General features: G+C 48.6%; 25 protein-coding genes and 5 pseudogenes. 4 read left to right on the forward strand and 26 right to left on the reverse strand.

Going from position 1 to position 26,081, the window contains the following annotated elements; genetic code table 11:
• Positions 1–130: 130 nt before the first annotated feature.
• The 4 genes and pseudogenes from lysA to L0M14_RS15000 all read right to left on the reverse strand — a co-directional run bounded on the left by lysA (position 131) and on the right by L0M14_RS15000 (position 4,311).
• A complete protein-coding gene (gene lysA, locus L0M14_RS14985) occupies positions 131–1,468 on the reverse strand; it encodes a diaminopimelate decarboxylase (protein ID WP_235117541.1) in 1,338 nt (445 codons plus the stop codon).
• A gap of 149 nt (positions 1,469–1,617) precedes the next feature.
• Positions 1,618–3,218: pseudogene (locus L0M14_RS14990) on the reverse strand (spore germination protein).
• Positions 3,219–3,256: 38 nt separating this feature from the next.
• Positions 3,257–3,679 (reverse strand): stage V sporulation protein AB, encoded by a 423-nt coding sequence (locus L0M14_RS14995; RefSeq protein WP_405030785.1) that lies wholly within the window; start codon positions 3,677–3,679, stop codon positions 3,257–3,259.
• Entirely contained in the window at positions 3,676–4,311 is a 636-nt protein-coding gene (locus L0M14_RS15000) for a stage V sporulation protein AA (RefSeq protein WP_235117542.1), read from the reverse strand. The genes L0M14_RS14995 and L0M14_RS15000 overlap by 4 nt, the downstream gene beginning before the upstream one ends.
• A gap of 173 nt (positions 4,312–4,484) precedes the next feature.
• Here L0M14_RS15000 and L0M14_RS15005 point away from each other — a divergent pair, with 173 nt between their 5' ends.
• On the forward strand, positions 4,485–4,694 hold the full coding sequence (locus L0M14_RS15005; protein WP_235117543.1) for a DUF378 domain-containing protein: 210 nt from the start codon (positions 4,485–4,487) through the stop codon (positions 4,692–4,694).
• Between the two features lie 99 nt (positions 4,695–4,793).
• Here L0M14_RS15005 and sigF read toward each other — a convergent pair whose 3' ends face one another.
• The 7 genes and pseudogenes from sigF to L0M14_RS15040 form a co-directional block, all read right to left on the reverse strand.
• Positions 4,794–5,549, reverse strand: a complete 756-nt coding sequence (gene sigF, locus L0M14_RS15010) for an RNA polymerase sporulation sigma factor SigF (RefSeq protein ID WP_235117544.1) — start codon at positions 5,547–5,549, stop codon at positions 4,794–4,796.
• Positions 5,550–5,560: 11 nt separating this feature from the next.
• Complete coding sequence (gene spoIIAB / locus L0M14_RS15015; RefSeq protein ID WP_235117545.1) at positions 5,561–6,007, reverse strand: anti-sigma F factor; 447 nt, start codon at positions 6,005–6,007, stop codon at positions 5,561–5,563.
• Positions 6,004–6,357 carry an anti-sigma F factor antagonist gene (gene spoIIAA, locus L0M14_RS15020; protein ID WP_235117546.1) on the reverse strand — a complete coding sequence of 118 codons (354 nt, stop codon included), beginning with the start codon at positions 6,355–6,357 and terminating at the stop codon, positions 6,004–6,006. Before spoIIAA ends, spoIIAB begins: the two co-directional genes overlap by 4 nt.
• 110 nt (positions 6,358–6,467) lie before the next feature.
• The gene (locus tag L0M14_RS15025; protein ID WP_235117547.1) at positions 6,468–7,661 is read right to left on the reverse strand and encodes a D-alanyl-D-alanine carboxypeptidase family protein; all 1,194 of its coding nucleotides are present in this window, start codon (positions 7,659–7,661) and stop codon (positions 6,468–6,470) included.
• A gap of 180 nt (positions 7,662–7,841) precedes the next feature.
• Positions 7,842–9,142: pseudogene (locus tag L0M14_RS15030) on the reverse strand (pyrimidine-nucleoside phosphorylase).
• A gap of 61 nt (positions 9,143–9,203) precedes the next feature.
• Entirely contained in the window at positions 9,204–9,593 is a 390-nt protein-coding gene (locus L0M14_RS15035; RefSeq protein ID WP_235117548.1) for a cupredoxin domain-containing protein, read from the reverse strand.
• A gap of 177 nt (positions 9,594–9,770) precedes the next feature.
• Complete coding sequence (locus tag L0M14_RS15040; protein ID WP_235117549.1) at positions 9,771–10,202, reverse strand: flagellar protein; 432 nt, start codon at positions 10,200–10,202, stop codon at positions 9,771–9,773.
• Positions 10,203–10,480: 278 nt separating this feature from the next.
• Here L0M14_RS15040 and L0M14_RS15045 point away from each other — a divergent pair, with 278 nt between their 5' ends.
• The gene (locus L0M14_RS15045) at positions 10,481–10,573 is read left to right on the forward strand and encodes a YjcZ family sporulation protein (RefSeq protein WP_235117550.1); all 93 of its coding nucleotides are present in this window, start codon (positions 10,481–10,483) and stop codon (positions 10,571–10,573) included.
• Between the two features lie 73 nt (positions 10,574–10,646).
• Here L0M14_RS15045 and L0M14_RS15050 read toward each other — a convergent pair whose 3' ends face one another.
• From L0M14_RS15050 to L0M14_RS15095, 10 genes and pseudogenes are all read right to left on the reverse strand, one after another.
• Positions 10,647–11,498 carry a purine-nucleoside phosphorylase gene (locus tag L0M14_RS15050; RefSeq protein ID WP_235117551.1) on the reverse strand — a complete coding sequence of 284 codons (852 nt, stop codon included), beginning with the start codon at positions 11,496–11,498 and terminating at the stop codon, positions 10,647–10,649.
• A gap of 24 nt (positions 11,499–11,522) precedes the next feature.
• Entirely contained in the window at positions 11,523–12,350 is an 828-nt protein-coding gene (locus L0M14_RS15055; protein ID WP_235117552.1) for a purine-nucleoside phosphorylase, read from the reverse strand.
• A gap of 21 nt (positions 12,351–12,371) precedes the next feature.
• A pseudogene (deoB, locus tag L0M14_RS15060) lies at positions 12,372–13,546 on the reverse strand (phosphopentomutase).
• Between the two features lie 202 nt (positions 13,547–13,748).
• Positions 13,749–14,642 carry a site-specific tyrosine recombinase XerD gene (gene xerD / locus L0M14_RS15065; RefSeq protein WP_235122916.1) on the reverse strand — a complete coding sequence of 298 codons (894 nt, stop codon included), beginning with the start codon at positions 14,640–14,642 and terminating at the stop codon, positions 13,749–13,751.
• A 58-nt stretch (positions 14,643–14,700) separates the two neighbouring features.
• The gene (locus tag L0M14_RS15070; protein WP_235117553.1) at positions 14,701–14,961 is read right to left on the reverse strand and encodes a DUF4227 family protein; all 261 of its coding nucleotides are present in this window, start codon (positions 14,959–14,961) and stop codon (positions 14,701–14,703) included.
• A 61-nt stretch (positions 14,962–15,022) separates the two neighbouring features.
• A pseudogene (gene ald / locus L0M14_RS15075) lies at positions 15,023–16,154 on the reverse strand (alanine dehydrogenase).
• Positions 16,155–16,285: 131 nt separating this feature from the next.
• Positions 16,286–16,752 (reverse strand): annotated as a pseudogene (gene fur / locus L0M14_RS15080) (ferric iron uptake transcriptional regulator).
• Positions 16,753–16,860: 108 nt separating this feature from the next.
• Positions 16,861–17,499: a stage II sporulation protein M gene (gene spoIIM / locus L0M14_RS15085; RefSeq protein WP_235117554.1), complete on the reverse strand. Its 639-nt coding sequence runs from the start codon at positions 17,497–17,499 to the stop codon at positions 16,861–16,863.
• Between the two features lie 63 nt (positions 17,500–17,562).
• Positions 17,563–18,744, reverse strand: a complete 1,182-nt coding sequence (locus tag L0M14_RS15090; protein ID WP_235117555.1) for an endonuclease Q family protein — start codon at positions 18,742–18,744, stop codon at positions 17,563–17,565.
• A complete protein-coding gene (locus L0M14_RS15095; RefSeq protein WP_235117556.1) occupies positions 18,745–19,302 on the reverse strand; it encodes an NUDIX hydrolase in 558 nt (185 codons plus the stop codon). It abuts the gene before it with no gap.
• A 95-nt stretch (positions 19,303–19,397) separates the two neighbouring features.
• On the opposite strand from L0M14_RS15095, the gene L0M14_RS31060 reads away from it, so the two are divergent.
• Positions 19,398–19,523 carry a hypothetical protein gene (locus tag L0M14_RS31060; RefSeq protein WP_260115354.1) on the forward strand — a complete coding sequence of 42 codons (126 nt, stop codon included), beginning with the start codon at positions 19,398–19,400 and terminating at the stop codon, positions 19,521–19,523.
• 168 nt (positions 19,524–19,691) lie between these two features.
• Here the strand turns inward: L0M14_RS31060 and L0M14_RS15100 are convergent, their stop codons facing one another.
• Positions 19,692–20,822 (reverse strand): M20/M25/M40 family metallo-hydrolase, encoded by a 1,131-nt coding sequence (locus tag L0M14_RS15100; RefSeq protein WP_235117557.1) that lies wholly within the window; start codon positions 20,820–20,822, stop codon positions 19,692–19,694.
• A 100-nt stretch (positions 20,823–20,922) separates the two neighbouring features.
• Between L0M14_RS15100 and prli42 the strand changes: the two genes are divergently transcribed.
• The gene (gene prli42, locus L0M14_RS15105) at positions 20,923–21,021 is read left to right on the forward strand and encodes a stressosome-associated protein Prli42 (RefSeq protein ID WP_235117558.1); all 99 of its coding nucleotides are present in this window, start codon (positions 20,923–20,925) and stop codon (positions 21,019–21,021) included.
• A 14-nt stretch (positions 21,022–21,035) separates the two neighbouring features.
• Here the strand turns inward: prli42 and L0M14_RS15110 are convergent, their stop codons facing one another.
• From L0M14_RS15110 to lpdA, 4 genes are all read right to left on the reverse strand, one after another.
• On the reverse strand, positions 21,036–22,487 hold the full coding sequence (locus L0M14_RS15110) for a dihydrolipoamide acetyltransferase family protein (protein ID WP_235117559.1): 1,452 nt from the start codon (positions 22,485–22,487) through the stop codon (positions 21,036–21,038).
• Between the two features lie 18 nt (positions 22,488–22,505).
• Positions 22,506–23,486: an alpha-ketoacid dehydrogenase subunit beta gene (locus L0M14_RS15115; protein ID WP_235117560.1), complete on the reverse strand. Its 981-nt coding sequence runs from the start codon at positions 23,484–23,486 to the stop codon at positions 22,506–22,508.
• A gap of 3 nt (positions 23,487–23,489) precedes the next feature.
• Entirely contained in the window at positions 23,490–24,500 is a 1,011-nt protein-coding gene (locus L0M14_RS15120; protein ID WP_235117561.1) for a thiamine pyrophosphate-dependent dehydrogenase E1 component subunit alpha, read from the reverse strand.
• Positions 24,501–24,633: 133 nt separating this feature from the next.
• Positions 24,634–26,058 carry a dihydrolipoyl dehydrogenase gene (gene lpdA, locus L0M14_RS15125; protein WP_235117562.1) on the reverse strand — a complete coding sequence of 475 codons (1,425 nt, stop codon included), beginning with the start codon at positions 26,056–26,058 and terminating at the stop codon, positions 24,634–24,636.
• Positions 26,059–26,081 lie beyond the last annotated feature (23 nt).

A 26,081-nucleotide genomic window follows, 5' to 3' on the forward strand; every position in this document is an offset into this window, starting at 1 on the left:
CCTTTGATCTATCGAATCGATTGTTACTATGCTCGATCATAGAGGGGTTTATGCCTGCTGAATCATCACATAAAAAGGCAAAGAGACTGCTTTTGGCGCAGTCTCCAATTTGTAGATAAAGCCTCATTCCTTATGAGCTAACCGATTTGCTTACTTGCTTCATTCGTTCTGGAATGACATCATTTCCAACGATATCATTGTACGTTTCACGTTTGACAACCAAATCACTCTGACCGTCTTTAACAAAGACGACAGCCGGTCGACGTATGCGGTTATAATTACTTGCCATAGCATAGTTATAAGCTCCTGTGCAGGATACCGCGAGCACATCGCCAACGTGAACTTTTGGTAATTGGATGTCCCAAATCAGCATATCTCCGCTTTCGCAGCATTTGCCTGCAATGGAGACAACCTCCTCCGGTTGTTCGGTTGCCCGGTTCGCCAGCATCGCCTCATACTCCGATTCGTAGAGGGCAGGCCGCGGGTTATCGGTCATGCCTCCGTTCACCGCTATATATTTACGAACACCTGGAATGTCCTTTGTAGTACCGATCGTGTAAAGCGTTGTGCCGGCATCGCCTACAATGCTGCGGCCCGGCTCGACCCAAATCTCTGGAAGCGGATAATCGTTCGCTCCGAAGTTTTCTTTAATCGCGTCAGTTATTGCCTTTACATATACAGCAACCGGAAGTGGTGTATCTCCTTCCATATAACGGATGCCGAAGCCTCCGCCCAGATTGATTACAGGGAAGATCACACTTAGCTCCTTGCGCACCTCAACGGCAAATGCAGCTACTTTCTCAGCCGCCATACGGAATCCTTCCACCTCAAAGATCTGGGAGCCAATGTGGGAATGAACTCCCAGAAGCTGCAGATGTGCTTGCTCAGAAGCTTCTTTAATGGCACGAAACGCCGATCCGTTCCCCAAATCGAAGCCGAATTTAGAGTCAGTTTGTCCCGTTGAAATATATTCGTGAGTGTGCGCCTCCACACCGGGCGTGATGCGCAGCAGAATGTTTACTTTTTGGCGTTTTTCACCTGCAATGGCATTGAGCAGCTGCAGCTCGTCGAAGTTGTCTACAACAAAGCAGCCGATTCTGGCGTCGATTGCCATTTCAATCTCTTCCGGTGTTTTGTTGTTTCCGTGGAAATGAATACGTTCGGCTGGAAAACCTGCTTGCAGTGCCGTATATAATTCACCATCGGATACGACATCCAGTGACATGCCCTCTTCCTCAACAATGCGGCACATCGCCATCACCATGAATGCTTTACTTGCGTATGCAACCTGGTATTTAAGCCCCGACGCTTGAAAAGCGCTCACAAATTCACGGCAGCGCTGTCTGACCAACGCTTCGTCAAAAACATATAACGGCGTGCCGTATTCGCTGACAAGAGCTGTTGCGTCGACACCGCCGATTTCGAGGTGGCCTTTATTGTTTATTTTGCTAGTACCGTGTAAATACATAGCTCCTGTTTCCCCTCTTCCTTATGTGCATTACAATTAAAAGTATCATAATGCAAATGCTTTTGACAATACAGGCGCAGGCAATAAAAAGAAATGGGCGGCTATGCCCCCATCTCTTCTACTCGTTCGTATCCTTGATTTCATATTTCCTACTTCTTTTTCGGTTGGCGCGTACCGTCGATCGGCTTTGTGATGCTCAGGCGCGTCTTTCCTGACAGCACAGGACGCCGCACCAAAATTGCAAAGAAGCCTTTTGCATTGAAAGGAATAAGCGGCCACATATAAGGAGTGTTGTAGGATCTTCTAGTGGCCAGCAGCAGCAGCCATATCGTAGAGCCTACAACCAAGCCTGGGACTTTAAAGATCGCTACAGCAATAAGCAGAATCAATCTTGATATCCGATTCGCCAAGCTAAGCTCATAGCTTGGTGTCGCGAACATTCCGATGGATGCTACGGCCAGATACAAAATGACTTCATTGATAAACAAACCTGTCTTGACCGCAATATCTCCAATGAGAATAGCAGCAACGAGGCCCATTGCAGTCGCCAGTGGAGTCGGTGTATGAACCGCCGCCATCCTCATCAAGTCTATCCCGATGTCAGCCAGGAGGAATTGTAAAAACACTGGCAAATGGCTTTCTTTTGCGGCCCGATAAATTCCAATCCTGCCGGTTTGAGTGATGGATCCTGCACCATCAGAAACCAAAGCGGAAGCAGGAATAACGATGCCATAATTCCAGTGAAGCGAACCCAACGGAGATAGGTGCCGATAAACGGGGTTTGCCTATATTCTTCAGCATGCTGCACATGATGGAAAAAGGTCGTCGGCATGATCATCGCACTCGGCGACGTATCCACTAGCACGACAAGGTGCCCCTCCAGCAAATGCGCTGACACGACATCAGGTCTCTCTGAATACCTAACCATCGGATAAGGATTCCAGCCCTTGTTGATAAATGCTTCTTCCAGTTGCTTTTCAGCAAGGGGCAGACCATCGATCTCGACCTTCTTGATTTTATCTTTCACAGATTCTACGAGATTGGCGTCGGCTATGTCATTGATATAACAGACGCAGATATCCGTCTTCGTCCTTTTCCCCACTTGCATGATTTCCAGCTTCAATCTTTCATCCCGCAAGCGTCTACGGATCAAGGTCACGTTCGTCAGCAGCGTTTCTACAAAGCCGTCTCTCGATCCCCTTACAACCCGCTCCAGATCGGGTTCTGCAATGGACCGAACCGGATAGTTTTTCGCGTCCACAGCAATGGCTTGGGTCTCCCCTTCAATAAAGAAGGCGGTACCGCCCATAAGCACTTGTCCGACGATTTCGGACATCTTTTCGTAAGATTTCACCTGTATGTGCGGAATCAAGAGATCGGTTAAGGCTTGTACCGTATTCTCCTCCATACTTTCGGAAGGAGCGTAAGAGAGTCTTGTAATGATATCCGTTAGCACCGTATCCTTGGCAAAGCCGTTGCAGTAAAACATCCCGACGCGCTTATTGCCGAACACCATCTCTCTCATGACTAGATCGAAGCTTTTGTTTAAACCAACCCGCTCTTCCAGCACTCTCTGAACATCCTGAAGACGATCCGGAATATTCTCCTGAACCTTGAGTGCTTTTTCTTCTTCAGTCATATCGATTTCAGGTTCATAGGGCTGTAAATTTCCATTTTCATCAACAGAATATTTCTGCTCAGCACCTTGCTGGCCTTTTTTAATTTCTCCCTTTCTCACGATCACTTTCATCACTTGTCCTCCTTACGTTGTTCGCTTCATAAAATCCCTTAATAGAATAGCCATTCAAAGATGGAGCCCGCCACCTTGCCGAAAATCATGGCCATAAGCAAAAGGATCATATAGGAGCCCATGCCCACCCTCTTAGCAAGAATAGGCAGTACATTGATAATCTCCGTTAAGGCAGCGGCGAGCATGCCGACAAAGCAACCTGCAAACATACCGAATAACGAAGCGCTTAACGGAAATAGGTGGAAATGCACTTCACTGAGATCAATCCAGGTGAATGCTAGTGACCCCGCAACTACCGCAGCTTCATACGTATGAATTTGTTTGTGAGTATGTGTGATTTGCACAAGACGCGGAATAATGTCAAGGACCACAAGGAAAGCAACCATGCCGCTTCCGACCGCGATGCCTCCCGCAAGGCCGATGAAAGCTGCCAAAGCCGCTTCGCCGATCTGCGTAATCACTTCATTTCATTCCTTTCGTGTATCTTTCCGTATTCTTCCGTAATAACGTAGTGATTCACATTTTCTTGATACATAAACATTTCCACTTCTAACGGACTGGGCTCCTCATTGAACTTCTTTTTGAACAGATGGTTAAAAAATATGACCATCCCTACTCCGATGCCTATCGAATACGGAATTTGAAGTATGAGCGGATGCTCGACTCTAGAACCGGTAAGCAGCTCATAAATTCTCTGATGCACTTGCATCATGCTTACGTCCGCATGAAAATTCATGATGGCAAGGCCTGAACCAATAAATAGAAGCAACCAGACTACCCCGATTAACATAGGACTTGGCTTCTTGTTATCCGTGTAAATTTCAAGCAGCACATGCGGTTCGCCGAAATGTTCAATTTGGAGCTCCGGGAATTGTTCTTTTACTTTGCGCACGATCAGCATCATATCAATTAATACGCGATTCCCGTCTTCATGCCGCGACTTATAAATGTTGAGTTGGTTCAGCCTTTCTTCATATTCGGGCTCCACAATCATCTGAGCGATATCGCCTAGACGTACGAAGCTGCCTTTACGAATCTGGGCCCTCCGGCGCAGCCGGATGTAAAGGTACGGAGAGACTTCGACCTGTCTCATCTTCTCACTCCTTTTACCATCCATGTATAGGAGTAGTATGCAAAATATTGATTGGCAATAATCCCTCAAATAACTGGTAAATGCTCCTACCTTTCCTCTAATGAATAAAAATTCTATTTGTTTGGCAATAGTAAGAGAGAAGAAACTATTCCTCATTGAGAAGGGTGATAGAAATGGCAAAATTAGCGTTAACCCTCGTTATCATCGGGGCGCTGAATTGGCTGTTGGTCGGGCTTTTTGAGTGGGATTTGGTCTCAGCACTGCTCGGCGGTGACTCTCATCGTGAATCCTCGGGAATCAGCCGAATTGTTTATTCACTTGTAGGACTTGCCGGCTTATATTGTGTGCGTTTTTACTTTGAAGAGAATGCCGCGGCAAGATAAATCCCGGTACGAAAAAGCCACCGCCTTATTTATTTGCTAAGGGGTGGCTACTTTTTTTGGACGAAAAACGCCCTCCTTTCGAAAGGAGGACGTCATCATTTACTGCGCAATTTGATCTTTAATGGACTGCAATATTTTCTTCTCCAGCCGCGATACCTGGACTTGGGAAATGCCTAGTCGGCTTGCCACCTCCGACTGTGTTTGATCGCGGAAGTATCGAAGGAATACGATAAGCCGCTCCCTCTCGGAAAGCGAGCCGATTGCTTCGTTTAAAGCTAGCTTTTCAAACCACTTCTCGCCGGACTCGTCGGAAATTTGATCCATCAAGGTAATCGGATCTCCATCGTTTTCGAAGACAGTCTCATGAATGGACGTCAAAGGCTTATTCGCTTCCTGTGCGAAAACAACCTCCTCCGCCGTAATCATCAGCTCTTCAGCCACTTCCTTAATTGTTGGAAGCCTACCTAGACGTTTGGATAGCTCATCCTTTGTCTTCCGAATTTTATTGGCTAGCTCCTTTAGTGAGCGGCTGACCTTTAGCGTTCCGTCATCACGAAGAAACCGTTGGATTTCACCGATAATCATCGGGACCGCATAGGTAGAAAATTTGACGTCGTAGGACAAATCAAATTTGTCAACGGACTTGAGAAGGCCGATACAGCCGATTTGAAACAAATCCTCAGCTTCGTAGCCACGATTCAAGAAGCGTTGAACTACAGACCAGACGAGTCGGATGTTGCAGCTGACGAGCGTTTCTCTTGCAATACTGTCTCCGGATTGGCTGAGCGCGATTAACCGTTTGACTTCACTGTCGTCCAAATAACTGTGAGAGGCATGCTTCAAATCAACATCCATAGATCAAACCCCTAATTGTATAAAGCTTTTTTAGATTCAATTCGCTTCATCATTTTAATTTTGGTTCCGACTCCGACAGCCGTCACAACGTCAACTTCATCCATGAAATTTTCCATAATCGTAAAGCCCATCCCTGATCGCTCCAGCTCCGGCTTTGAGGTATATAGCGGCTGCTTCGCCTGCTCCAGATCCTCAATGCCAAGCCCGTTATCCTCGACGGTGATGTGCACCATGTCGTTTTCAATCTGCGTAGATATGGTGATAACTCCATCGGTACGATTGTTATATCCGTGAATAATCGAGTTGGTCACTGCTTCCGATACGACCGTTTTAATATCCGTCAGCTCATTCAGCGTCGGATCCAGCTGGGAGACGAACGCCGCAACAGCTACACGGGCAAAAGCTTCGTTCTCGGAACGGCTTGAAAACTGTAAAGTCATAAAATTTTTATCGCTCATAATGCAACCTCCAGACTGGAGACTGCCGATTTTTCATTATCCTGTATCGATACGATTTTAAACAAACCGGATAATTCAAACAGACGATATACGGCAGGTGTCATATCACATACAACCATTTTGCCGCCCTTGCCTGTAATTTGTTTATATCTGCCAAGGATGACACCCAGACCCGAGCTGTCCATGAACGACAGGTCCTTCAAGCTCAGAATGACGTGCTGAGTATCCTCCTTGGCGATTGCTTCCTCCATCCTTGCTTTCACCATATCTGCGGTATGGTGATCCAGCTCGCCTTTCAATCTGACGATCAGCGCTCTTCTGCCTTGTTCAAATTCGATTTGCAGGCTCAACCATGCTCACTCCTTCCCTGTCATGAATCAAGGATTCTACAGAGCCAGAGGAAGTTCCTGCCACCCGACAAAACTAGAAGAAATGCGCTAAAAGTAGGTAAAAAACGAGATTATTTGTTAGATTCGACTCCATCGGTGCGAAACAGATTCGAAGTCGTGCGCTTGAACAGCTTCCACCATGAAGCTTTATTCACAGCAACCGGCGACTCTAATGGATACTCCTTAAGCACCGTATCGCCTTTGTACACGACAATTTTACCGATCGGCTGTCCAAGAGTAATAGGCGCCTTAAGGTTCGGATCAACTTGCAATTCATGTCGAATATCTTGCGCGGCGTCGCCTTTTTTCATCAAGATACTGTAATTTTGCTTCGCTACAAGCGGTACAGTCGACACTTCGCCTTTGTTCACTGTAAAGCTCCCGAGGCTGTCTCCCGTCTTAAAGATTGGGTGGTTCGTGTACTGGGCAAAAGCGAAGTCAAAGAGCTTGGTCACCTCCGCATTCCGAGTTTTCGTATTGGGCTCACCCAAAACGACTGCGATCAATCGCAGATTGTCACGTTTAGCGGTAGCGGACAGGCAAAACTTAGCTTCGCTTGTGTAGCCTGTTTTCAAACCGTCAGCCCCGGTGTAGAAGCGGACCAGTTTATTCGTATTGACAAGCCAGAATGGGCTTGGAGAGTCTTTGCGCAGGTAATCCTGATAAACACCTGTAAACTTTGTGATTTCCTCATGCTTTAACAGCTCACGGGACATAATCGCAATATCATACGCACTTGTGTAATGATTATCGACAGGCAGGCCGTTACAGTTGGAAAAATGTGTATTCTTCATGCCTAGCTGCTGGGCTCTTTCATTCATCATTTGCACAAAATTCTCTTCAGAGCCGGCAATTTTCTCGGCCATTGCCACAGAAGCATCATTGCCTGAGGCCATAGCGATTCCTTTCAGCATTTCTTGAACCGTCATTTCCTCGCCCGGCTCTAGGAAGATCTGCGAACCGCCCATCGAGGCTGCATATTCCGAAGCGCGGACCTTTTCATCCATTTTGATCTTGCCTTGATCGATAGCTTCCATAATCAGAAGCATGGTCATAATCTTTGTAATGCTGGCAGGCGGAAGCTTGACATCCTTATTTTTATCAACAATCACGGTCCCGGTATCTGCATCCAGCAGGACTGCAGACTGCGCATTAGGCGCTAAATCCACCGACTGAGCCGCCTTCTCTTCGGCGAAGGCCGCCGGCAGCACCAGCATCAGTACAAGCTGCAAACAAATAAAGCTTAGAATCCCTTTTTTTCGCATAGCAATTCTACCCCTCCTGTAAATGTATGAAGCATAGACCGCAACAAAGCTGCTTGAATTACTGGTAATCAGTTTTGACGGTTTGCGAGCAAAATATTCCAGACGAAGCAAATTAAATGAACAAACAAAAAAAGCACTCCGCTAAGGAAGTGCTTCTCCGATCCCTAAAAAGGGCCAGTATCACATAATCACATCATAAATAAGCTGCGGCGCAACGGCGCTGTGCTCTTGAATACGGAAAGCATCCATAATCATGCGGTGTACTTCTTCTACATCTTCCCGATTCGCATGGATGGTAACGATAGATTCTCCTGCGGCAACGGCATCTCCGATCTTCTTATTCAAAGTGAGGCCGACTGCGTAGTCAATCGCATCCTCTTTCTTTGCGCGTCCTGCACCAAGCAGCATCGCGGCAATGCCAATTTGCTCTGCATCAATGCTTCCAACATAGCCCGAAACAGGGGACTCCACCTCAAAGTGATGCATAGCTTCAGGCAGCAATTCAGGCCGGTCTACCACATCGGGATTACCACCTTGGCTGGCAATAAACCTCTTCATCGTTTCAATCGCTTTTCCGCTCATGACAACTTCCCTTACACCTTCGCGCGCTTCCTCATACGAGTTGTACACTTTACCGAGTAAGGACATGTAAGCGGCAACGGAAATGGCGACTTCTGTTAAGTCCTTCTCACCTTGACCGCGAAGCACCTCAATGGACTCACGGATTTCATTCGCATTACCGATTTCACGGCCTAGGGGTTGCTCCATATCAGTAATCATAGCAATAGTATGGCGATTCAGACTCTTCCCGATGTCAACCATTGTACGAGCTAGTATCCTTGCATCTTCCACCGTTTTCATAAACGCCCCGGAGCCAATTTTCACGTCCAACACGATCGCATCGGCGCCAGACGCAATCTTCTTACTCATAATAGAGCTTGCAATCAACGGAATAGAGTCGACAGTCGCTGTCACATCGCGAAGAGCATAAATTTTCTTGTCAGCAGGCGCCAAATTCCCGCTCTGCCCTACAATAGCTATCTTGTTTTCATTAACAGCTCGAATAAAATCTTCATTCTTAAGCTCAATTTGAAATCCGGGAATGGATTCGAGTTTGTCGACGGTCCCCCCGGTATGCCCCAATCCGCGGCCTGACATCTTGGCTACTGGTATTCCTAGGGAAGCTGCGATTGGACCAACAATCAGGCTAATTTTATCGCCTACCCCCCGGTCGAATGTTTATCCACTTTAATTCCTGAAATCGCTGACAGATCAATCATATCACCGGATCCAGCCATGGCCATCGTAAGCGCGGAGGTCTCTTCTCCCGACATGCCGTTAAAATAAATGGCCATTAACAATGCGGACATTTGGTAATCTGGAATGTCACCCTTGGTGTAGCTTTGTATGATAAAATTAATTTCTTCTTTACTTAACGACTCGTTTGATCTCTTTTTATGTATCAAGTCTACCATTCTCATCAGGGTTCCTCCTGTCATTAAAAAAAGGGAGCTTATCATAAGCTCCCTCATCTTGTTTATCTTATTGTACCACTAATTTGGACTTCATGTTTGCATGACCTTCACCGCAAGGAAGCACGCATTCGATATCGTAAGTCCCTGGTGCATCAAATGTTACTTGTTGGGAAGGATTTTCCTTGTCCAACTTGATTTCCACACCGCCGGCCTTAATGTGAACCGCGTGTACACCCTCTTTTAACATCAAAGAAACTTTAGTTGGTTCACCTGATTTGATTGTGTAATCTTTTTGATCGAATTGCCAGTTTGAAGCGATAATTTTCAGTTGTTGACCTTTGCTAGCTGCCGCTTCAGCTTCCCGAGCCTCTTGGCGTCCGGAAATATCTTGAAAGAGGACTCCAAGCCCCAGTACGCCCGCAAGTATAAATAACACAAAGAAAATCCACTTTTGCATGCATATCCCCCCATAATGTGTTCACTTCATCTATTTTACCTAACTACTCCCTACAATCCCATATGGATGTGGTGGCAAAACATTGAAGATTTTGTGACATATTTGTGAACATGTTTTCATAAAAATATCCTCCTCTCGGAGGACGTCCATCTATATGATAGCCAAATATGTTGTCATTTAGACACGGCCCATACGATCTCGAATTTGAAAGGCACCAGCCGCTGCAACCGGAACACTTCGAAATGATCTCGGCTTCTCCTGCTCCTGCAATGCTCGAATTTCTTTGTTTAGCAGGGTTAAGCAATCTACACACATCTTGTGCTTTCGTATCGGCTGTGTACATAATTCACATGGATAGGAGAGATTGGGATAATCCGAAAGCAATAATTTCCCTTCTTTCATCCATGTGTGAACCTGTTGAAGCTGAACTCCCGTCTCTATGCTGACCTGCTCGCTAGTTGCCTTGTAGTTCTTTTGTAAAAATTGCAGGCTGCTGCTCAGCGCCATGTCCATCTCTCTGGAGCAATCCTGACACTGATTACGCAGGTTTTTTTGATATACTTTGCCGCAGCGCGGGCAGTTCGCTACCTTCAATTGTGGAATTGACATGCTCCATCACGTCCTTGTTTTGGAGACAGACCTTGAAGCTGCAAGGTCTCCCATATAGTTCTAAGTAACTATATTGTATCATGCTTTCCGCCAGAATCATAGGTCTCAAGTGAGAGTTTTTCATCAAATTAACAGCATAACTCTAAGGAATTCGAACCAGAAGGGCTATCGCACATTTATCACCGATATGCACCTTTGCCCAAACCATCTGCCTTGAAATCCCATAGACTATGGGTGTAACAACCAAACAAAAACCATCAGATGGAAGGGTGATTTGAATGTCTTGTGGAACAGTTGGTTATAATTCTTCTGCTGCGATCCTGGTGCTTTTCATTTTGTTGGTTATCATCACTAGCGCGTTTGCTTGGTAATGAAATCGACATAATCAAATGATTACTAGGAAGGGCTGTCTGCTTAGCAGACAGCCCTTCTAACCTTTATAACTTACATTGCGACTTCTCTGACGAAAGCTTTTACAAGCGCGATGAATTTCGGCTTCGTACGATTGGCTACGGCTACCACCTGCTCATGTGTAAGCGGCTCCAGTTCCTCGCCAATTGCCATATCGGTGATACAAGAAATTCCTAGAACCTTAAGCCCCGCATGACGGGCAGCAATAACTTCGCCGACAGTGGACATCCCTACCGCATCTCCGCCCACTCTAGCGAGCATTGTCAATTCGGATGGTGTCATGTACGTCGGGCCGCTGATTCCGGCATAGACCCCTTCCTGCAGCTTGAGTGCCTTACCATCCTCACCGACAACACCTTCAGCCAAACGATGCGCTAACGCGCGGTATTCACGACTGTACGCTTCGGACATGTCCGGGAATCTGACTCCAAGCTCCGCATGATTCGGTCCGATAAGCGGGTTATCTCCCGTCATATTCAGATGATCGCTGATCAGCATCAGGTCTCCGGCTTGGAAGCTGCGGTTCATCCCTCCGGCTGCATTCGTCATTACGACGGTTTGAACGCCTAATGCCTTCATGACATAGACGGGGAAGACGACCTTCTTCATTGGATAACCCTCATAGTAATGAAAGCGCCCCTGCATAACGATTACCTGCTTGCCTTCCAAGGTTCCTGCTACAAAGCGACCGGCATGCCCTTCCACCGTGGATACCGGAAAATGGGGAACATCGCTGTAATCAATCGCTATCGAATTTTCCACCTGATGGGCCAAATCTCCCAGGCCTGAGCCCAAAACAAGACCAATAACCGGCTTTACTTGACCTAATTTACTTGATATAAAAGCTGCTGCTTCTTGAATTTGCTGTATATATGTAGTTTCCACAAATAATCCTCCCGGATGCTGAAATTAAAGAGCTTCGATAATGCCGAGAACCAATTTGAGGAATTTCGGCTTCACTTTTTCGGTAGTCTCCATGACCTCTGCGTGAGATAAAGGTTGGTCAAGAATTCCAGATGCCATGTTAGAGATGCATGAGAACCCAAGCACTTCGATTCCCGCATGGCGAGCCACAATGACTTCAGGTACTGTGGACATTCCTACTGCGTCGCCGCCCAAGGTCCGGAACATGCGAATTTCCGCCGGGGTCTCGTAGTTCGGCCCGAGCAAGCCCACATAAACACCTTCCTGCAAGGAAAAATCCTGCGAAGCCGCCACTTCATGAGCGAGCTTGCGCAGACGCTTGCTATAGGCCTCGGACATATCCGGGAAGCGCACTCCAAGCGCGTTATCATTAGGTCCGATAAGCGGATTGCGGTAGGTCAGATTCAAGTGGTCGCTAATCACCATGAGATCACCTACGTGATAAGATTCATTAATTCCGCCTGCCGCATTGGTAACGATCAGCGTTTCAACGCCCAGCTCCTTCATCACGCGAACAGGGAACGATACGGTCTCCGCTCCGTAACCTTCGTATGCGTGAAAGCGCCCTTTCATGATAAGCACTTGCTTTCCTTGGATAGAACCTACAACTAGCTCACCTGCATGCCCTTCTACTGTAGAAACAGGGAAATGGGGAATGCGGGAATAGTCTACAACCGTAGGCTGTTCGATCAAATCTGCTAATACCCCCAAGCCGGATCCCAAGATCAACCCGATCTGCGGCTTAATGCCGGTTTCTTTACTGATAAATGAAGCAGCTTCTTGAATCTTCTGTACCATGGATTGTTCTGACATACGGATTACCTCCCAAGTATCTTACCGTAATAATGACAAAAAGCTTTCCCCGTTACCGGTCGAGTCTACACCAAAGTTTTCGGCGATGGTTGCTCCAAGATCGGCGAATGTGCTTCGTATACCGATGGAGCTTGGTTGCTGCAAGCTCGGACTGTACAGCAAAATCGGTACGTATTCTCGCGTGTGGTCCGTCCCTGCATGAATAGGATCATTGCCATGATCCGCTGTAAGGACCAGCAGATCGTTCTGACCAATCCCTGCCATCAGTTCTGGCAGATGAGCATCGAACTCCTCCAGCGCCTTCGCATAGCCTTCTGGATCCCGTCTATGCCCGTACAACGAGTCGAAATCAACCAAATTGGTAAAGGCAAGACCCTTAAACGGCTTACGTATCGTTTCGATCGTCTTGTGAATACCGTCCAGATTACTCTTTGTAGATGTTGTTTGCGAGATACCCTCGCCATCAAAGATGTCGTTAATTTTACCAATCGCGATTGTATCGAACCCCGCTTCCATCAGTCTGTTTAACACGGTCGGTGCAGGCGGTTTAACGGCATAATCATGTCGATTCGGCGTACGCTTGAAAGCCCCCGGAGTGCCTACATAGGGTCTAGCGATCACCGACCTACAGCAAATTCATCCTGCATCGTAAGCCTTCTGGCAATCTTACAGGCTTCGTATAGCTCATCAAGCGGAATAATTTCTTCGTGCGCAGCCAATTGAAATACACTATCGGCAGACGTATAGACGATCCATGCGCCCGTCTTCATCTGCTCTTCGCCCAGCTCATCCAATATCTCTGTGCCCGATGCGGGCTTATTGCCAATTACCTTGCGTCCTGTCTGCTCCTCAAATTGACGGATCAGCTCCTCAGGAAAACCGTCCGGATACACATTGAACGGTATCGTCACATTTAGACCCATGAGCTCCCAATGTCCGGTCATCGTATCTTTGCCGACAGAAACCTCGGCCATCTTCCCGAAGCAGCCCTGCGGCGAATCCGCGGCGGGCACACCTTTTAACTCGGCGATGTTGCCAAGTCCCAGCTTCTGAAGGTGAGGAAGCGCGAAGCCTGCGGCGCGCTCAGCGATATGCCCTAACGTATGCGAGCCTACATCGCCAAACTGTGCCGCATCCGGCAGCTCTCCGATACCGACACTATCGAGCACAATTACACTTATTCGTTCAAAGCGCATAAGTAAACCTCCAAAAGAAGCAAAAGTTTGCGTTTCCAATTACCATTCAAATTCATGAACATGTGTAACATTTTCCACCCTATATTATCTCACTTCTCCAATATGAATGCAAAAAAGCAGCGATCTTCCGAGGAAGATGCTGCCTGTCTCGCTGTTAACTTCGGTCCCCATCGAGCTCCATAAAAAGCTTCCTTGTGCTCTCTTACATATTCGCTCTTGGATGCGCTCTATCGTAAACCTCTTTCATCTTAAGCTTCGTAACCTGCACATACATCTGCGTTGTCGATATATCGGCATGCCCGAGCATTTCCTGGACGGATCTGAGATCCGCGCCATTCTCAATTAAATGAGCGGCAAAGGAATGTCTCAGCGTATGCGGGGTGATGTCCTTCGTAACGTTCACTTCCGTCGCGTAACGCTTCAATATTTTCCAAAAGCCCTGACGGGTCATGCGCGTCCCCAAGTGACCGATGAACAGAGCGCCGTCATCCTCTTCTTTGACAAGCTTAGAACGAGACTCGCCTATGTATGCCTGAAGGCATCGAACTGCCATAGAGCCAATAGGAATATTGCGCTCCTTATTTCCCTTACCTAAGCAGCGGATGAAGCCCATATGAAGGTTCACATCCGAAAGGTTGAGCGCAACCAATTCCGACACGCGGATACCCGTCGCATAGAGCAGCTCCAGCATAGCTTTATCGCGGGCACCTGTCTGAGATTCCAAATTGGGGGCATCCAAAATCGTTTCGACCTCACGAATAGAAAGCACCTTTGGCAGTTTTTTCTCAAGTTTAGGTGTTTCTACATATAACGTAGGGTCCGAAACTAAGATACGCTCCCGTACCAAATACTGAAAAAATGCTCGAATTGATACCAAGCTGCGAGATTGCGTCGTGGGAGCCCTTCCCATAAGCTTTAACTTGGCCAGGTAGCCGGCTACGTGGGTTTTCCCCGAATCTTTCCAAGCTGTTATTCCTTGTTGTTCAACATACGCGGCGAACTGCTGTAAATCCCTTGTATAGGATTCAAGCGTATTCTTGGATAACCCGCGTTCCGCCGCTAAAAAACGGATGAAAGATTCTAGGTCGTTCATCATCATGACGGTTTGCCCCTTCGCCCAGTTTCCTTGTAGCCTAGGAAGGATTTCAACGGTATCATCCCAAACTCCTCTTTTTTCGATTATTCCCCATACCAATAGAACAGACGGAGGCGTTCCCCCATAGAGCCTGTATCGGACAGCGAGACGTGTTTTTGATTAAACACGCGCTCGGCTCTACCGTCGGAGGCTTGTACTTCTCAGCAGGCTCAATCCAACCTGTAACCATGGTCATTATCTGATACAGCACAATTGAAAGCGCCATGAAAATGAGCATGAAGCGCAGCCGCGCCATCATCTTGCGATACGAAACGATCATATCCGGTCCTCCTTACTAGAGTTAACCCTCGCAGGGACAGGATATGATCTTGACTGCTCGTTTATGTCAATTCGGACAACTTCATATAAGGCATCTGGAGTGCCTGGGCAACGGCAGGATGAGTCACTTGCCCCTTGTGGGTGTTAACTCCCAGCTGAAGTGGCAAATTGTCCGTAATCGCCTGTTTCAATCCTTTAGCGGCCAGCTCCAACGCGTAGCTAATCGTGACATTCGTGAGTGCGAGCGTAGAGGTTCTAGGCACGGCTCCCGGCATATTGGCGACCGCGTAGTGGAGAACTCCGTGCTTCTCGTAGGTCGGATCGCTGTGCGTCGTCACTCTGTCAATCGTTTCGATCGAGCCGCCTTGATCCACCGCAACATCGACAATAACCGAGCCTGGCTTCATCTGCTTGACCATGGCTTCTGTCACCAGCCTCGGCGCTCTGGCACCAGGAATCAGAACGGCACCGATCAACAGATCCGCTTTTTGTACCGCATTCGCAATATTGTAAGGATTGGACATTAACGTGCGCAGCCGTCCGTTAAAGATATCATCCAGCGCTCTCATCCGGTCGGCACTGCGCTCAATGATCACAACATTAGCTCCCAGACCGAGCGCCATTTTGGCGGCATTAGTTCCAACAATACCGCCTCCCAGAATGATGACATCCGCCGGAGGTACTCCTGGAACGCCGCCGAGCAAAACGCCTCGGCCTCCATACAATTTTTTCCAGATAATGCGCTCCGATCTGAACCGACATCCGCCCGGCCACCTCGCTCATAGGCGTTAGCAAGGGCAGACCGCCGCTAGGCAGTTGAATGGTTTCATACGCGATCCCAGTAACGCCTTTACGCACCAAGTGCTCTGTCAAATCCCCGGCCGCCGCAAGATGCAAGTAAGTAAACAGCATTAAGGCTTCGCGGAAGAAGCCGTATTCCGCCGGCAGAGGCTCCTTGACCTTCATCACCATATCGCTTTGCGCCCATACTTCGGAAGCTTCAGCTATGATGTCTGCCCCTTCCTGCCGGTAATCTTCATCCTGAAATCCGCTGCCGATGCCAGCTCCGCTCTCTACAAGAACGCGGTGTCCTGCTGCCCGAAGCATCCCTGCTCCTCCGGGAGTAAGCGCAACCCGATTTTCATTATTTTTGATCTCTTTAGGAACACCGACTGTGAATGGATTTCCTGTCATCATCGCTACCTTCTTCCGGAGTCAAATTCATACCCATAATGTACCCCTTCATGCGGCATGTTTATGTGATTTCAAGTTCTTTCATGACAAAAAAAGCCTGTGTCCGCAGCAAGCGAAGCACAAGCATGTCGTTAAGATGGATCAGATGATTCCGATTGAGTATGATCCCTGCAGCGATGGCATATTCCTTGAAAATCCAAGCGATGATCCAATACCTGAAACTGAAATTCGCGTTCTAACCGTTCCTCGAGAGGCCCCAGCCAATCTTCCATAATTTCATCCACAGCGCCGCATTGAACGCAAATCAAATGATGATGATGATGACGATTGCTTTCATTACGGAGATCATAACGGGCGACCCCGTCGCCGAAATTCATCTTCTCGAGAACGTGCAGGTCACTGAGCAGCTCCAACGTTCGGTAGACTGTAGCCAAGCCAATCTCCGGGGCTTTATCCTTAACCAGCATGAACACTTCTTCAGCGCTCAAGTGATCTTCTTCATTCTCCAGCAAAACCCGCACGGTCGCTTCCCGTTGGGGGTAAGCTTGTACCCTTGGGATTGCAGCTGCTGCTTGATCTTCTCGATTCTTGCTTCCATACTCCGCCCCCTCAGTCCGGCGGGCAATTTTGCCCGTAGTCAGCATTTTCCTTCATTATAGGGGAGCTTGCGGGCAAAGTCAACATGACGTAAACAATGCTGAGGGGCTTAATATAGCCCGCTCAGCATCGGTGTAACCCATTTCATAACCGTCTGGGACAGATAGCCTTCCCATAATGAAGCTGCTAGCAGACAGATTCCCATCATCAGTGTGATGGACGTATATCTCATAAAGGGTTGATAGATCGTGCCCTTCCTGCTCATAAACCGGTTTTTGACGACATGAATGGAGAATGAAATCGCCGCCACACTGCAAAAGAGGATAGCAGGAATGACGATCAGATTCTGTGGAGCTACCGACACCAGGGCGAACAGCATCCCTTTCCAAGACATTTGCCCGACCAAATAGCCGACCGTAAAGCCAACCAGAACGCCTTTGAGAAAGTCCAGGATCAAGATGAGCGGCAAGCCGATTACAGAAAGTCCAAACAACCAAATTAGCAATATCCATTTCATATGCGAGCTAAAGGCTTGTACAAAGGATTCTTTTCCATTGTACTCAGTCCCATCCGTCATTTCGTGAAAAAAACTGCCGAGGTGCCGCGTCATTTCTTGCTTCTGCTCTAAAGAAAGCGCATTGACCATGACCGTGCCGAAAACAACCCCGATGATAAAGAGTACACACACAAACACAAATAGAGGCAAGTTCTCATTCAAATATTGCTTCATCGACAGGTTTCTGTTCATTATGCTGCCCCTTCCTCATCAACTTGCTATACCTAAAACAAGCTTATGAGACAAGCAGGCAAACTATGAATGATTTTTTCCGACTTTCCCGTAACGCCCTCCGCCGCCGACCTCAAGCTGAAGCCGACCTTCTCGCGCCATAACGATATACCCGGCCAGCTCCTCACCGACAACAACCGAAAGCTCCTGAAAGGAAGCCCTATGCAGGACGTTCATTTCTGTTCCGAATTCAGACAGCAATAGATTCATCTTCTTCTTGCCGAGTCCCGGTATAAATTCAAGCGGAACCTGATAGTTGTAGGGCGGACGATAATCCGGAATGGAAGGTTCTTCGCGGTCGGCTAAAGACAAGATGCGGTCCATAACGCCCCGAACAATTTTCCCGCTTCCGCAGTATAAGCATCTCTCAACCGCAGTCACACTCTCATCAAGAATAGACTCACATTGGCCGCAATAGGTCCGATGATATTTCCCAAGGCGCGGGTTCAAGCCGTAATTTGCGGCAACGCCTCTGCCTTCCTGCCTAGCCAACGCTTTTACAAGCTCCTCGAAATTAGGCTCCGCCATCCTCATCTCATTGTATTCACGCCCGATTTTACCTAAAGAATGTGCATCGGAATTCGTCACAAATGTATATCTGTCCAGTTCTGAGATCAGGCCCGCCATCTCCGAGTCAGCACTGAGACCCAGCTCTACCGCCGCAATCCTGTTCAAGTCCAGCAGGTGCTCCATTCGCGTGGAACTGCTGCCGTAGACACTCTTGTGCGGAGTGAAAATATGGGCGGGTATAAGGATTCCACCGCGTCCTATCACTTCCTCCTGCAGCGTCCGTGCGTCCACATAAATACGCTGTGAGCTAAGCTCTACATTTTTCATATGCCGCTTCATGAATGAGGTGAAATCCTGCATGACCTGCAGGTTTGGCATATAGGCAAGTAAATGCGCAGGCCCCATGCCAGGATCTCGAACTTCAATCTCGCTGCCCAGCATAATGACCGTATCCTTGTATTGAATGCCTCCGCCTTGAAGCTCCGCCATCTCTCCCCGATCCAGATAGATCTCAATTTCCTCCTGTACAGTCGGCGAATGACAGTCGATGATGCCGATCATCTGAATACCCTTGCGTTCGGAGGCTTCATGGGCGATATGAAAAAAGGTTAGGTCATTCGCAGCGCTGATCTTCACTGCATTCCCTTTTTCTGTCCGGCCAATATGAATGTGAAGATCGACGTAATAGGAATTCATTTAGATGCTTCCAGTAAGCTTGTACAGCTGCCAAGCGTAGACGGCCATGATCGTCTTGGCATCGCTGATCCGCTGCTCGCGAATATACTGCTGAGCTTCTTCCAGCGTAATCGCTTCGCATTCGAGGAACTCGTCCTCATCCGGCCGTGCTTCGCCTTTGACCAGATTCTCAACCACATACAAATGCAGCAGCTCATCCGCAAAGCCCGGCGATGTGTAAAACGAGCTGATGTGACGAATTTGATCCGATTTGTATCCGGTCTCCTCTTCTAGCTCCCGCAGTGCAGCATGCAGCGGATCCTCTCCTGCATCCAGCTTGCCCGCAGGGATTTCCACCTGACTCTTCTCTAAAGGCTTGCGGTATTGTTCCACCACGATCATTTTATCGTCCAGAAGCGCCAGAACAGCGACAGCCCCAGGATGTTTAACGATCTCACGAGTCGCAACTTCACCATTCGGAAGCTCTACATGATCCACCTGCAAAGAAATGATTTTACCTGTAAAAATAGGCTCCGTTCGAATCGTTTTTTCCTCAAATTTTTTATGTACATCTGTCATCTCAACATTCCTCCTTCAAAATTCTTGGCATAGCTTGTCCTACTGCCGCATAAGGTTCATTATAACAAATCTTTCAAGAAAACGAGGGATCGTCAATGAAAAGCTATATCGAGGAACGTCAAATCCGCCTAGTAGGCAAGGTTTGGGGAAATTCGCCGTCAGCTGCAGCTGATGCTGCAAGCCACGGATGGCGATATCAAGCTGATCGATTACCTGGATAGTCGGACGATTCCGCAGGAGTACAGAAGAACAGATAATGTACAATATGGCCGAATTATCACTTTTCCAGTTCAATCATAATGAACATTATAAGTCCACATTCTTTCTAAATAGCAAAGAGCCCGTTCAAGGATCTGAATCCATGTACAGGCTCTTTATTTTTTGACCGCTTATGCTTTTGCAGTTTCTTTAACAATCGCTACGACAAGCTCCGCTGTCTTGACCAGATCTTTGATTGCAATATGCTCTTTGGTCGTATGAATTTCTTGATAGCCGACAGCCAGATTCACGGTTGGAATGCCGAAGCCGTTAAATACGTTAGCGTCACTGCCGCCGCCGGAGTGGAACGTGCTTGCTTCAAGCCCCATCGATGCCAGTGCACGCGATGCAAGCTGAACAACAGGCGCGTCGTCACCATGCATATACGATGCGTAAACAATTTCTGCCTTGAATTCACAATTTGTTCCTGCATCGGCCGCTGCGGATTCGCATGCTTCCTTCATGGAAGCGACTTGCGCTTCCAGCTTGTGCTGCACAATACTTCTCGCTTCAGCCTCCATTTTGACCCGATCGCATACAACATTGAGCGGTCCTACACCGGAAAAGCTTCCAATGTTGGCCGTCGTTTCACTGTCGATGCGGCCTAACGACATCCGTGCCACCGCTTTGCTGGCCACTTGAATGGCGCTGATGCCGTCCTCAGGATTGACGCCGGCGTGCGCCGACTTGCCGTGAAATATGATTTCGATCTCGGCCCGGCCCGGGGCCGCTGTAGCAATCTCACCGATATTGCCGTTAGAGTCCAGCGCAAATCCGAACTGGGCATCGAGCAGACTAGCTTCCATCGCACGGGATCCTTTAAGACCGCTTTCTTCTCCTGCCGTGATGACGAATTGGATGCGGCCATGCGGAATATGTTGTTCCTTGAGTACTCGGATTCCTTCAAACATAGCGGCAATACCAGCCTTGTCATCGCTGCCCAAAATGGTTGTTCCATCACTCCGAATATAGCCGTCATCCCCGATTTGCGGCTTGATGCCTTTGCCCGGAGCGACCGTATCCATATGCGATGTAAACAAAATTGTTGGGATCGCGCTGTTGGGATCCGTTGCTTCCAACGTACAAATCAAATTGCCCGATCCATGACCACTCTTGGCCATGGAGTCATCTTCCATCACATGAAGGCCCAACGCGCTGAACTTTTCTTTTAACACTGCGCTGATTTCTTGTTCGAATCTGGTCTCGCTGTCCACTTGAACAAGCGAGATGAACTCCTGAACCAAACGATTTTCCTCGATCATGGACTTTCCTCCGTTACATACAATGAGTTACAATAAGTAAGTACTAGCTGTCGTCCTCAATTCATGACGTTGAAAGCGGAAAAAAGGAGTGAGTTTCTTCATGTTTCGAAATAAACTTTGGTTTAAAGTCGTCATTTACATCATGCTCATTACGATGCTTCTATCCACTGTGCTGTTCACAGTCAGCTTATTCTACTAGTCGAATACTCAAGCTTAGTATATTTGGGTTTCCGAATTATATCCCTCAAGGTTTTCCTTCACTCTCTGCAGGAATCTTCCGCAGATAACTCCATCGAGAATCCGATGGTCAAGCGACAGGCACAGGTTTACCATGGAACGAACCGCAATCATATCATGGATCACGACAGGCTTCTTCACAATCGATTCAAACGTTACAATCGCTGCCTGCGGGTAGTTGATGATCGGATACGACAGAATCGAACCGAAGGAGCCTGTATTATTGACCGTAAAGGTGCCTCCTACCATATCGTTCAGCGACAATTTCCCCGCTCTTGTCTTCTTCGTTAATTCATCAATTTCTCTGGCAAGCCCAGCGATATTCTTCTGATCAGCCTTCTTGATGACCGGCGTTAACACCGAATCCTCCGTACCAACCGAAAGAGAGATATTGATATCGCGCTTGACGATGATTTTATCGACTGCCCATACCGAGTTTATGATCGGGTAGTCTTTAATCGCGTTGACGACAGCTTTCATCATGAATGCCAGATATGTCAGGTTAATGCCCTCACGTCGCATGAATTCATCCTTCACCTTATTGCGAAGCACGACCAGATTGGTGACATCCACTTCAATCATCGTCCATGCATGAGGAATTTCCGTTACGCTTTGGCGCATCCTTGTTGCGATGGCATTACGGATCGGCGTCACATCGATGAAATACTCGTTGCGCGCATCGGACGGCTGTCCTTCCACTTCAATAAGAGGTGTAGGCGGGTTCGCCGACAGATGGAGACCCGAGCTTCTAACAGGTGTATGTGCCGCTTGTTTCATTGCAGCTGCTTCCTGTGCCGATACCGCTGGTGCGGCTTGTGCCGGGGATGCGGGCTGATTTGCTTGCTGTGCAGACATAGCTGCAGCTGAAGGGGCTGCCGGTGCCGAAGAAGGGGCTGCTGCCGCAGAGCTGCTAACAAAACCTGCGGATGCCGATGCAGAGGCTCCTCCAGAAGCAATGAACTGCTCTACATCCTTGCGGGTGATTCGACCGCCAAGCCCTGTTCCATTTACGCGGGACAAATCAACCCGGTTGTCCATGGCAAGACGATGCACCGCCGGCGAATAGCGTCCACGCATGCTCTGGTCACCGCTTACAGCAAGGGCAGCGCCGCTTTGTACAGCGGCTTCTTGATGTCCGCCGCTACCAACTGAAGCTTCGCGGCCAGCTTCCGCCGGAAGCTCCAGCAGGCAGATTGCTTCGCCTACTGCAGCTGTCTCCCCTTCGCCGACTATGATTTTCACGAGCTTGCCTTCAATGGGAGAAGGCATCTCAGTATTTACTTTTTCCGTGAACAGCTCACAGATCACATCATATTGCTCGACGTAATCGCCAGGCTGCTTTAACCATTTACCAATCGTCGCAGAAACGAGGCTTTCCGCAAGATGCGGAACCGTAACCTCGATCAATCGGCCGTTCGTACCACTCATGAAGGGACCTCCTGTCTTCTAAAACATAGCGAGCTTGCGCATCGCTTCTTTCAATTTATCCGGGCTTAGCAGGAAAAACTTTTCCATCGGCGGGTTGTTGCCAACCGCAGGAACGTCCGGACCGCACAGACGCGCAATCGGAGCGTCCAGCTCAAACAGCAGCTCCTCGGCGATAATCGCCGAAACCTCAGCGCCTACACCGCCTGTCTTATTGTCTTCATGGACAATAAGGACTTTGCCGGTCTTGGCAGTCGCTTCCAGGATCGCTTCTTTATCCAGAGGCTGAAGCGTGCGCAAATCCAGCACGTGTGCGCTAATGCCCTCCTTGGCCAGCTCTTCCGCTGCAATCAGTGCGTAATGCACAGCAATCCCGTATGCGATTACCGTAATGTCCGTGCCCTGACGCTTCACGTCGGCCTTGCCGATCGGTACGATGTAATCCTGCTCAGGTACATCAGCCGAAAGCGCCAAGTAACACTTCTTGTGCTCGAAGTAAAGTACAGGGTCTGCGTCACGAATTGCCGCCTTCAGCAGCCCCTTAGCGTCGTATGGATTCGAAGGCGCTACAATCTTAAGTCCAGGTGTACCGAAGAACACCGATTCCGGGCATTGGGAATGATACAGCGCGCTCGCTCCTGTAGCACCGTAAGGGGCCCGGATGACAATCGGACAGCTCCAGTCATTATTAGAGCGGTAGCGGATTTTGGCCGCTTCGCTAATAATTTGATTCGTTGCCGGGAAGATAAAATCGGCAAACTGGATTTCCGCGATTGGCTTCATGCCGTACATCGCCGAACCGATGGCCACGCCGACAATAGCGGACTCCGCCAAAGGGGTGTCAAGCACCCTGTCTTCGCCGAACATGTCGCGAAGTCCCTTTGTTGTGTTGAGCACACCGCCCTTACCGACATCCTCACCCAGCACGAATACGTTATCGTCCTGCTGCATTTCTTCCTGCATGGCAGAGCGAATGGCTTCCAAATAGGTAATGACTGCCATAAGCTATACTCCCTCCCCTTCCGCATACACATGGAGAAGCGTGTCTTCCGGCTTCGGATAAGGAGCCAAATCTGCATACTTGGTCGCTTCGTTAATCTCCTGCTTCTGCCTGTCTTGAAGCTCCCGATCCTGTTCCTCGCTCCATAAGCCGCATTCCATTAAATATTCTTTAAATTTCACAACGCCGTCCTTCTGACGGTTCGCTTCCACTTCTTCTTTAGTCCGGTACAGCATGTCGTCATCCGAGGTCGAATGAGGCATTAACCGGTAGGAGATCATTTCAATCAGTGTAGGACCTTCACCCTGGATCGCTCTTTCTCTCGCTTCCTTCATGATACGGAACACTTCCAGAGCATCGCTACCGTCCACTTGGTAGCCCGGAAATCCGTAGCCAATCGCGCGATCGGCAATTTTACCGGAAACCTGCTTATGCAGCGGTACAGAAATCGCATATTGATTATTTTCACATACAAAGATGACCGGAAGCTTGTGTACGCCCGCAAAGTTACAGCCTTCATGGAAATCACCTTGATTGCTGGAGCCTTCGCCAAAGGAAACAAAAGTTGCGAAATCCTGTTTCTTCATCTTCGCGGCTAGCGCAATACCGACTGCATGAGGTACCTGCGTTGTAACTGGCGATGAGCCTGTCACAATATTGTATCGCTTATCGCCAAAATGACCCGGCATCTGGCGCCCTCCGCTGCTGACATCCTCCGCTTTGCAAAACAGCGAAAGCATCAAATCCTTGACCGTCATGCCGATCGAAAGAACAAAGGCGAAATCCCGATAATAGGGCAAGAAATAGTCCTTCTTCGGCTGCATGGCGAAGGCCATGGCAACTTGACCCGCATATTGGCCGCTGCCGCCGATGTGAAAAGGCACCTTACCCGCGCGCTGCAGCATCAAGCCGCGTTCATCATATTTAGTAGCCATGTTCATGACGGTATACATCCGAACGGCATCTTCATCCGATATTCCTAAGCTGCGGTGCTTAAATAGCTGACCGATTGACATGGAGATAACCTCCTTTAAATGGGTAGTGAATCTTTTTAACAATACTTTTAATACCTGGTCCTAAGACTTGACTCTATAATCTTATTATAAACGGATTGGCTTATGAATACAATTTCAAATCCATTTGGCGTTTTTATCCGCTGATTGCCACGCCATCAACCGCGAGCATTGCTTCACCAAGGGCTTCCGATAGGGTCGGATGCGGATGAATGGTTTGGCCCACTTCCCATGGGGTGGCGTTGAGCACCTGCGCGAGAGCGGCTTCCGTAATGCTGTTCGTCACTTGCGGTCCGATCATATGAACACCTAATATATCGTTGGATTCCTGATCAGCGATGACTTTGACAAAACCGTCTGCTGCTCCGTATACGAGCGCCTTACCGATAGCTTTAAAGCTGAATTTGCCCGTCTTAATTTTGTGACCCTTCTCCAGGGCTTGCTCTTCTGTGAGTCCCACACTCGCGATTTCGGGACGAGTATAGGTGCATTTCGGCACAAGATGAGCCGACAGTTCATCCGGATTGTGGCCACAGATATGTTCCGCAGCTATGATGCCCTCGTGTCCGGCAACATGCGCCAGCATGAGACCGCCTATGGCGTCCCCGACTGCGTAAATATGCGATTCTGTCGTTTGCATGTAACGATTAGCGCGGATGAAGCCTTTATCGATCTGGATATCGGTATTTTCAAGCCCGATGCCTTCTGTATTGGCAATTCGACCTACGGATACAAGGACTTTGTCCGCGGAAAGCTCGACGATCTCGCCTGCTTGGTCGGCCCGCATAGTCACCTTGCCGTCCGTAACGGCGATGGAATCCGCAATGACTTTCGCTCCAGTTACAAGTCGGATACCGCGCTTTTTAAACAGCCGTTCCAGTTCCTTGGAAACATCAGCGTCTTCCAGGCTCACCAGGCGCTTGTCCAGCTCGACGACCGTCACCTCTACGCCAAAATCATTCAGCATGGAAGCCCATTCCACTCCGATGACGCCTCCGCCGATAATCACGATCGACTTAGGCAGCTCGTCCATCTGAAGAGCTTCTTCACTGGAGAGGATATGCTTCCCATCGATTTCAAGTCCAGGCAGACTCCGCGGTCTGGACCCCGTCGCAATAATCAGGTTCTGGGAAAGCAGCATATCGATTTCGCCGTCTTCTTTCTCCACAGAAACGGCCCCGCTGCGGGGCGAAAAGATGGATGGGCCGATGATTCGACCGTTACCGTTATGTATCGTAATTTTGTTCTTCTTCATCAGAAATTGCAGCCCTTGGTGCAGCTGATCGACAATGCCCTGCTTTCTGCGCTGAACCTGCTCAAAATTCAACTCCGATTGTCCTGACACAATGCCGAACTCCTCGCTGTTCTTGAGTGTAGCCAACACTTCTGCGCTCCGCAGCAGCGCCTTGCTCGGGATGCAGCCTTGATGCAAGCAGGTGCCCCCCATTTTGTCCCTTTCAACAATCGCAACCGACTTCCCAAGCTGCGCAGCACGAATAGCAGCCGTATAGCCCCCGATTCCGCCTCCAAGCACGACGATATCGTATCTATATTCACTCATTCTTACGATTCCTCCTCAACAGC

This window comes from Paenibacillus hexagrammi, assembly GCF_021513275.1.
In the GTDB taxonomy this organism is placed as follows: domain Bacteria; phylum Bacillota; class Bacilli; order Paenibacillales; family NBRC-103111; genus Paenibacillus_E; species Paenibacillus_E hexagrammi.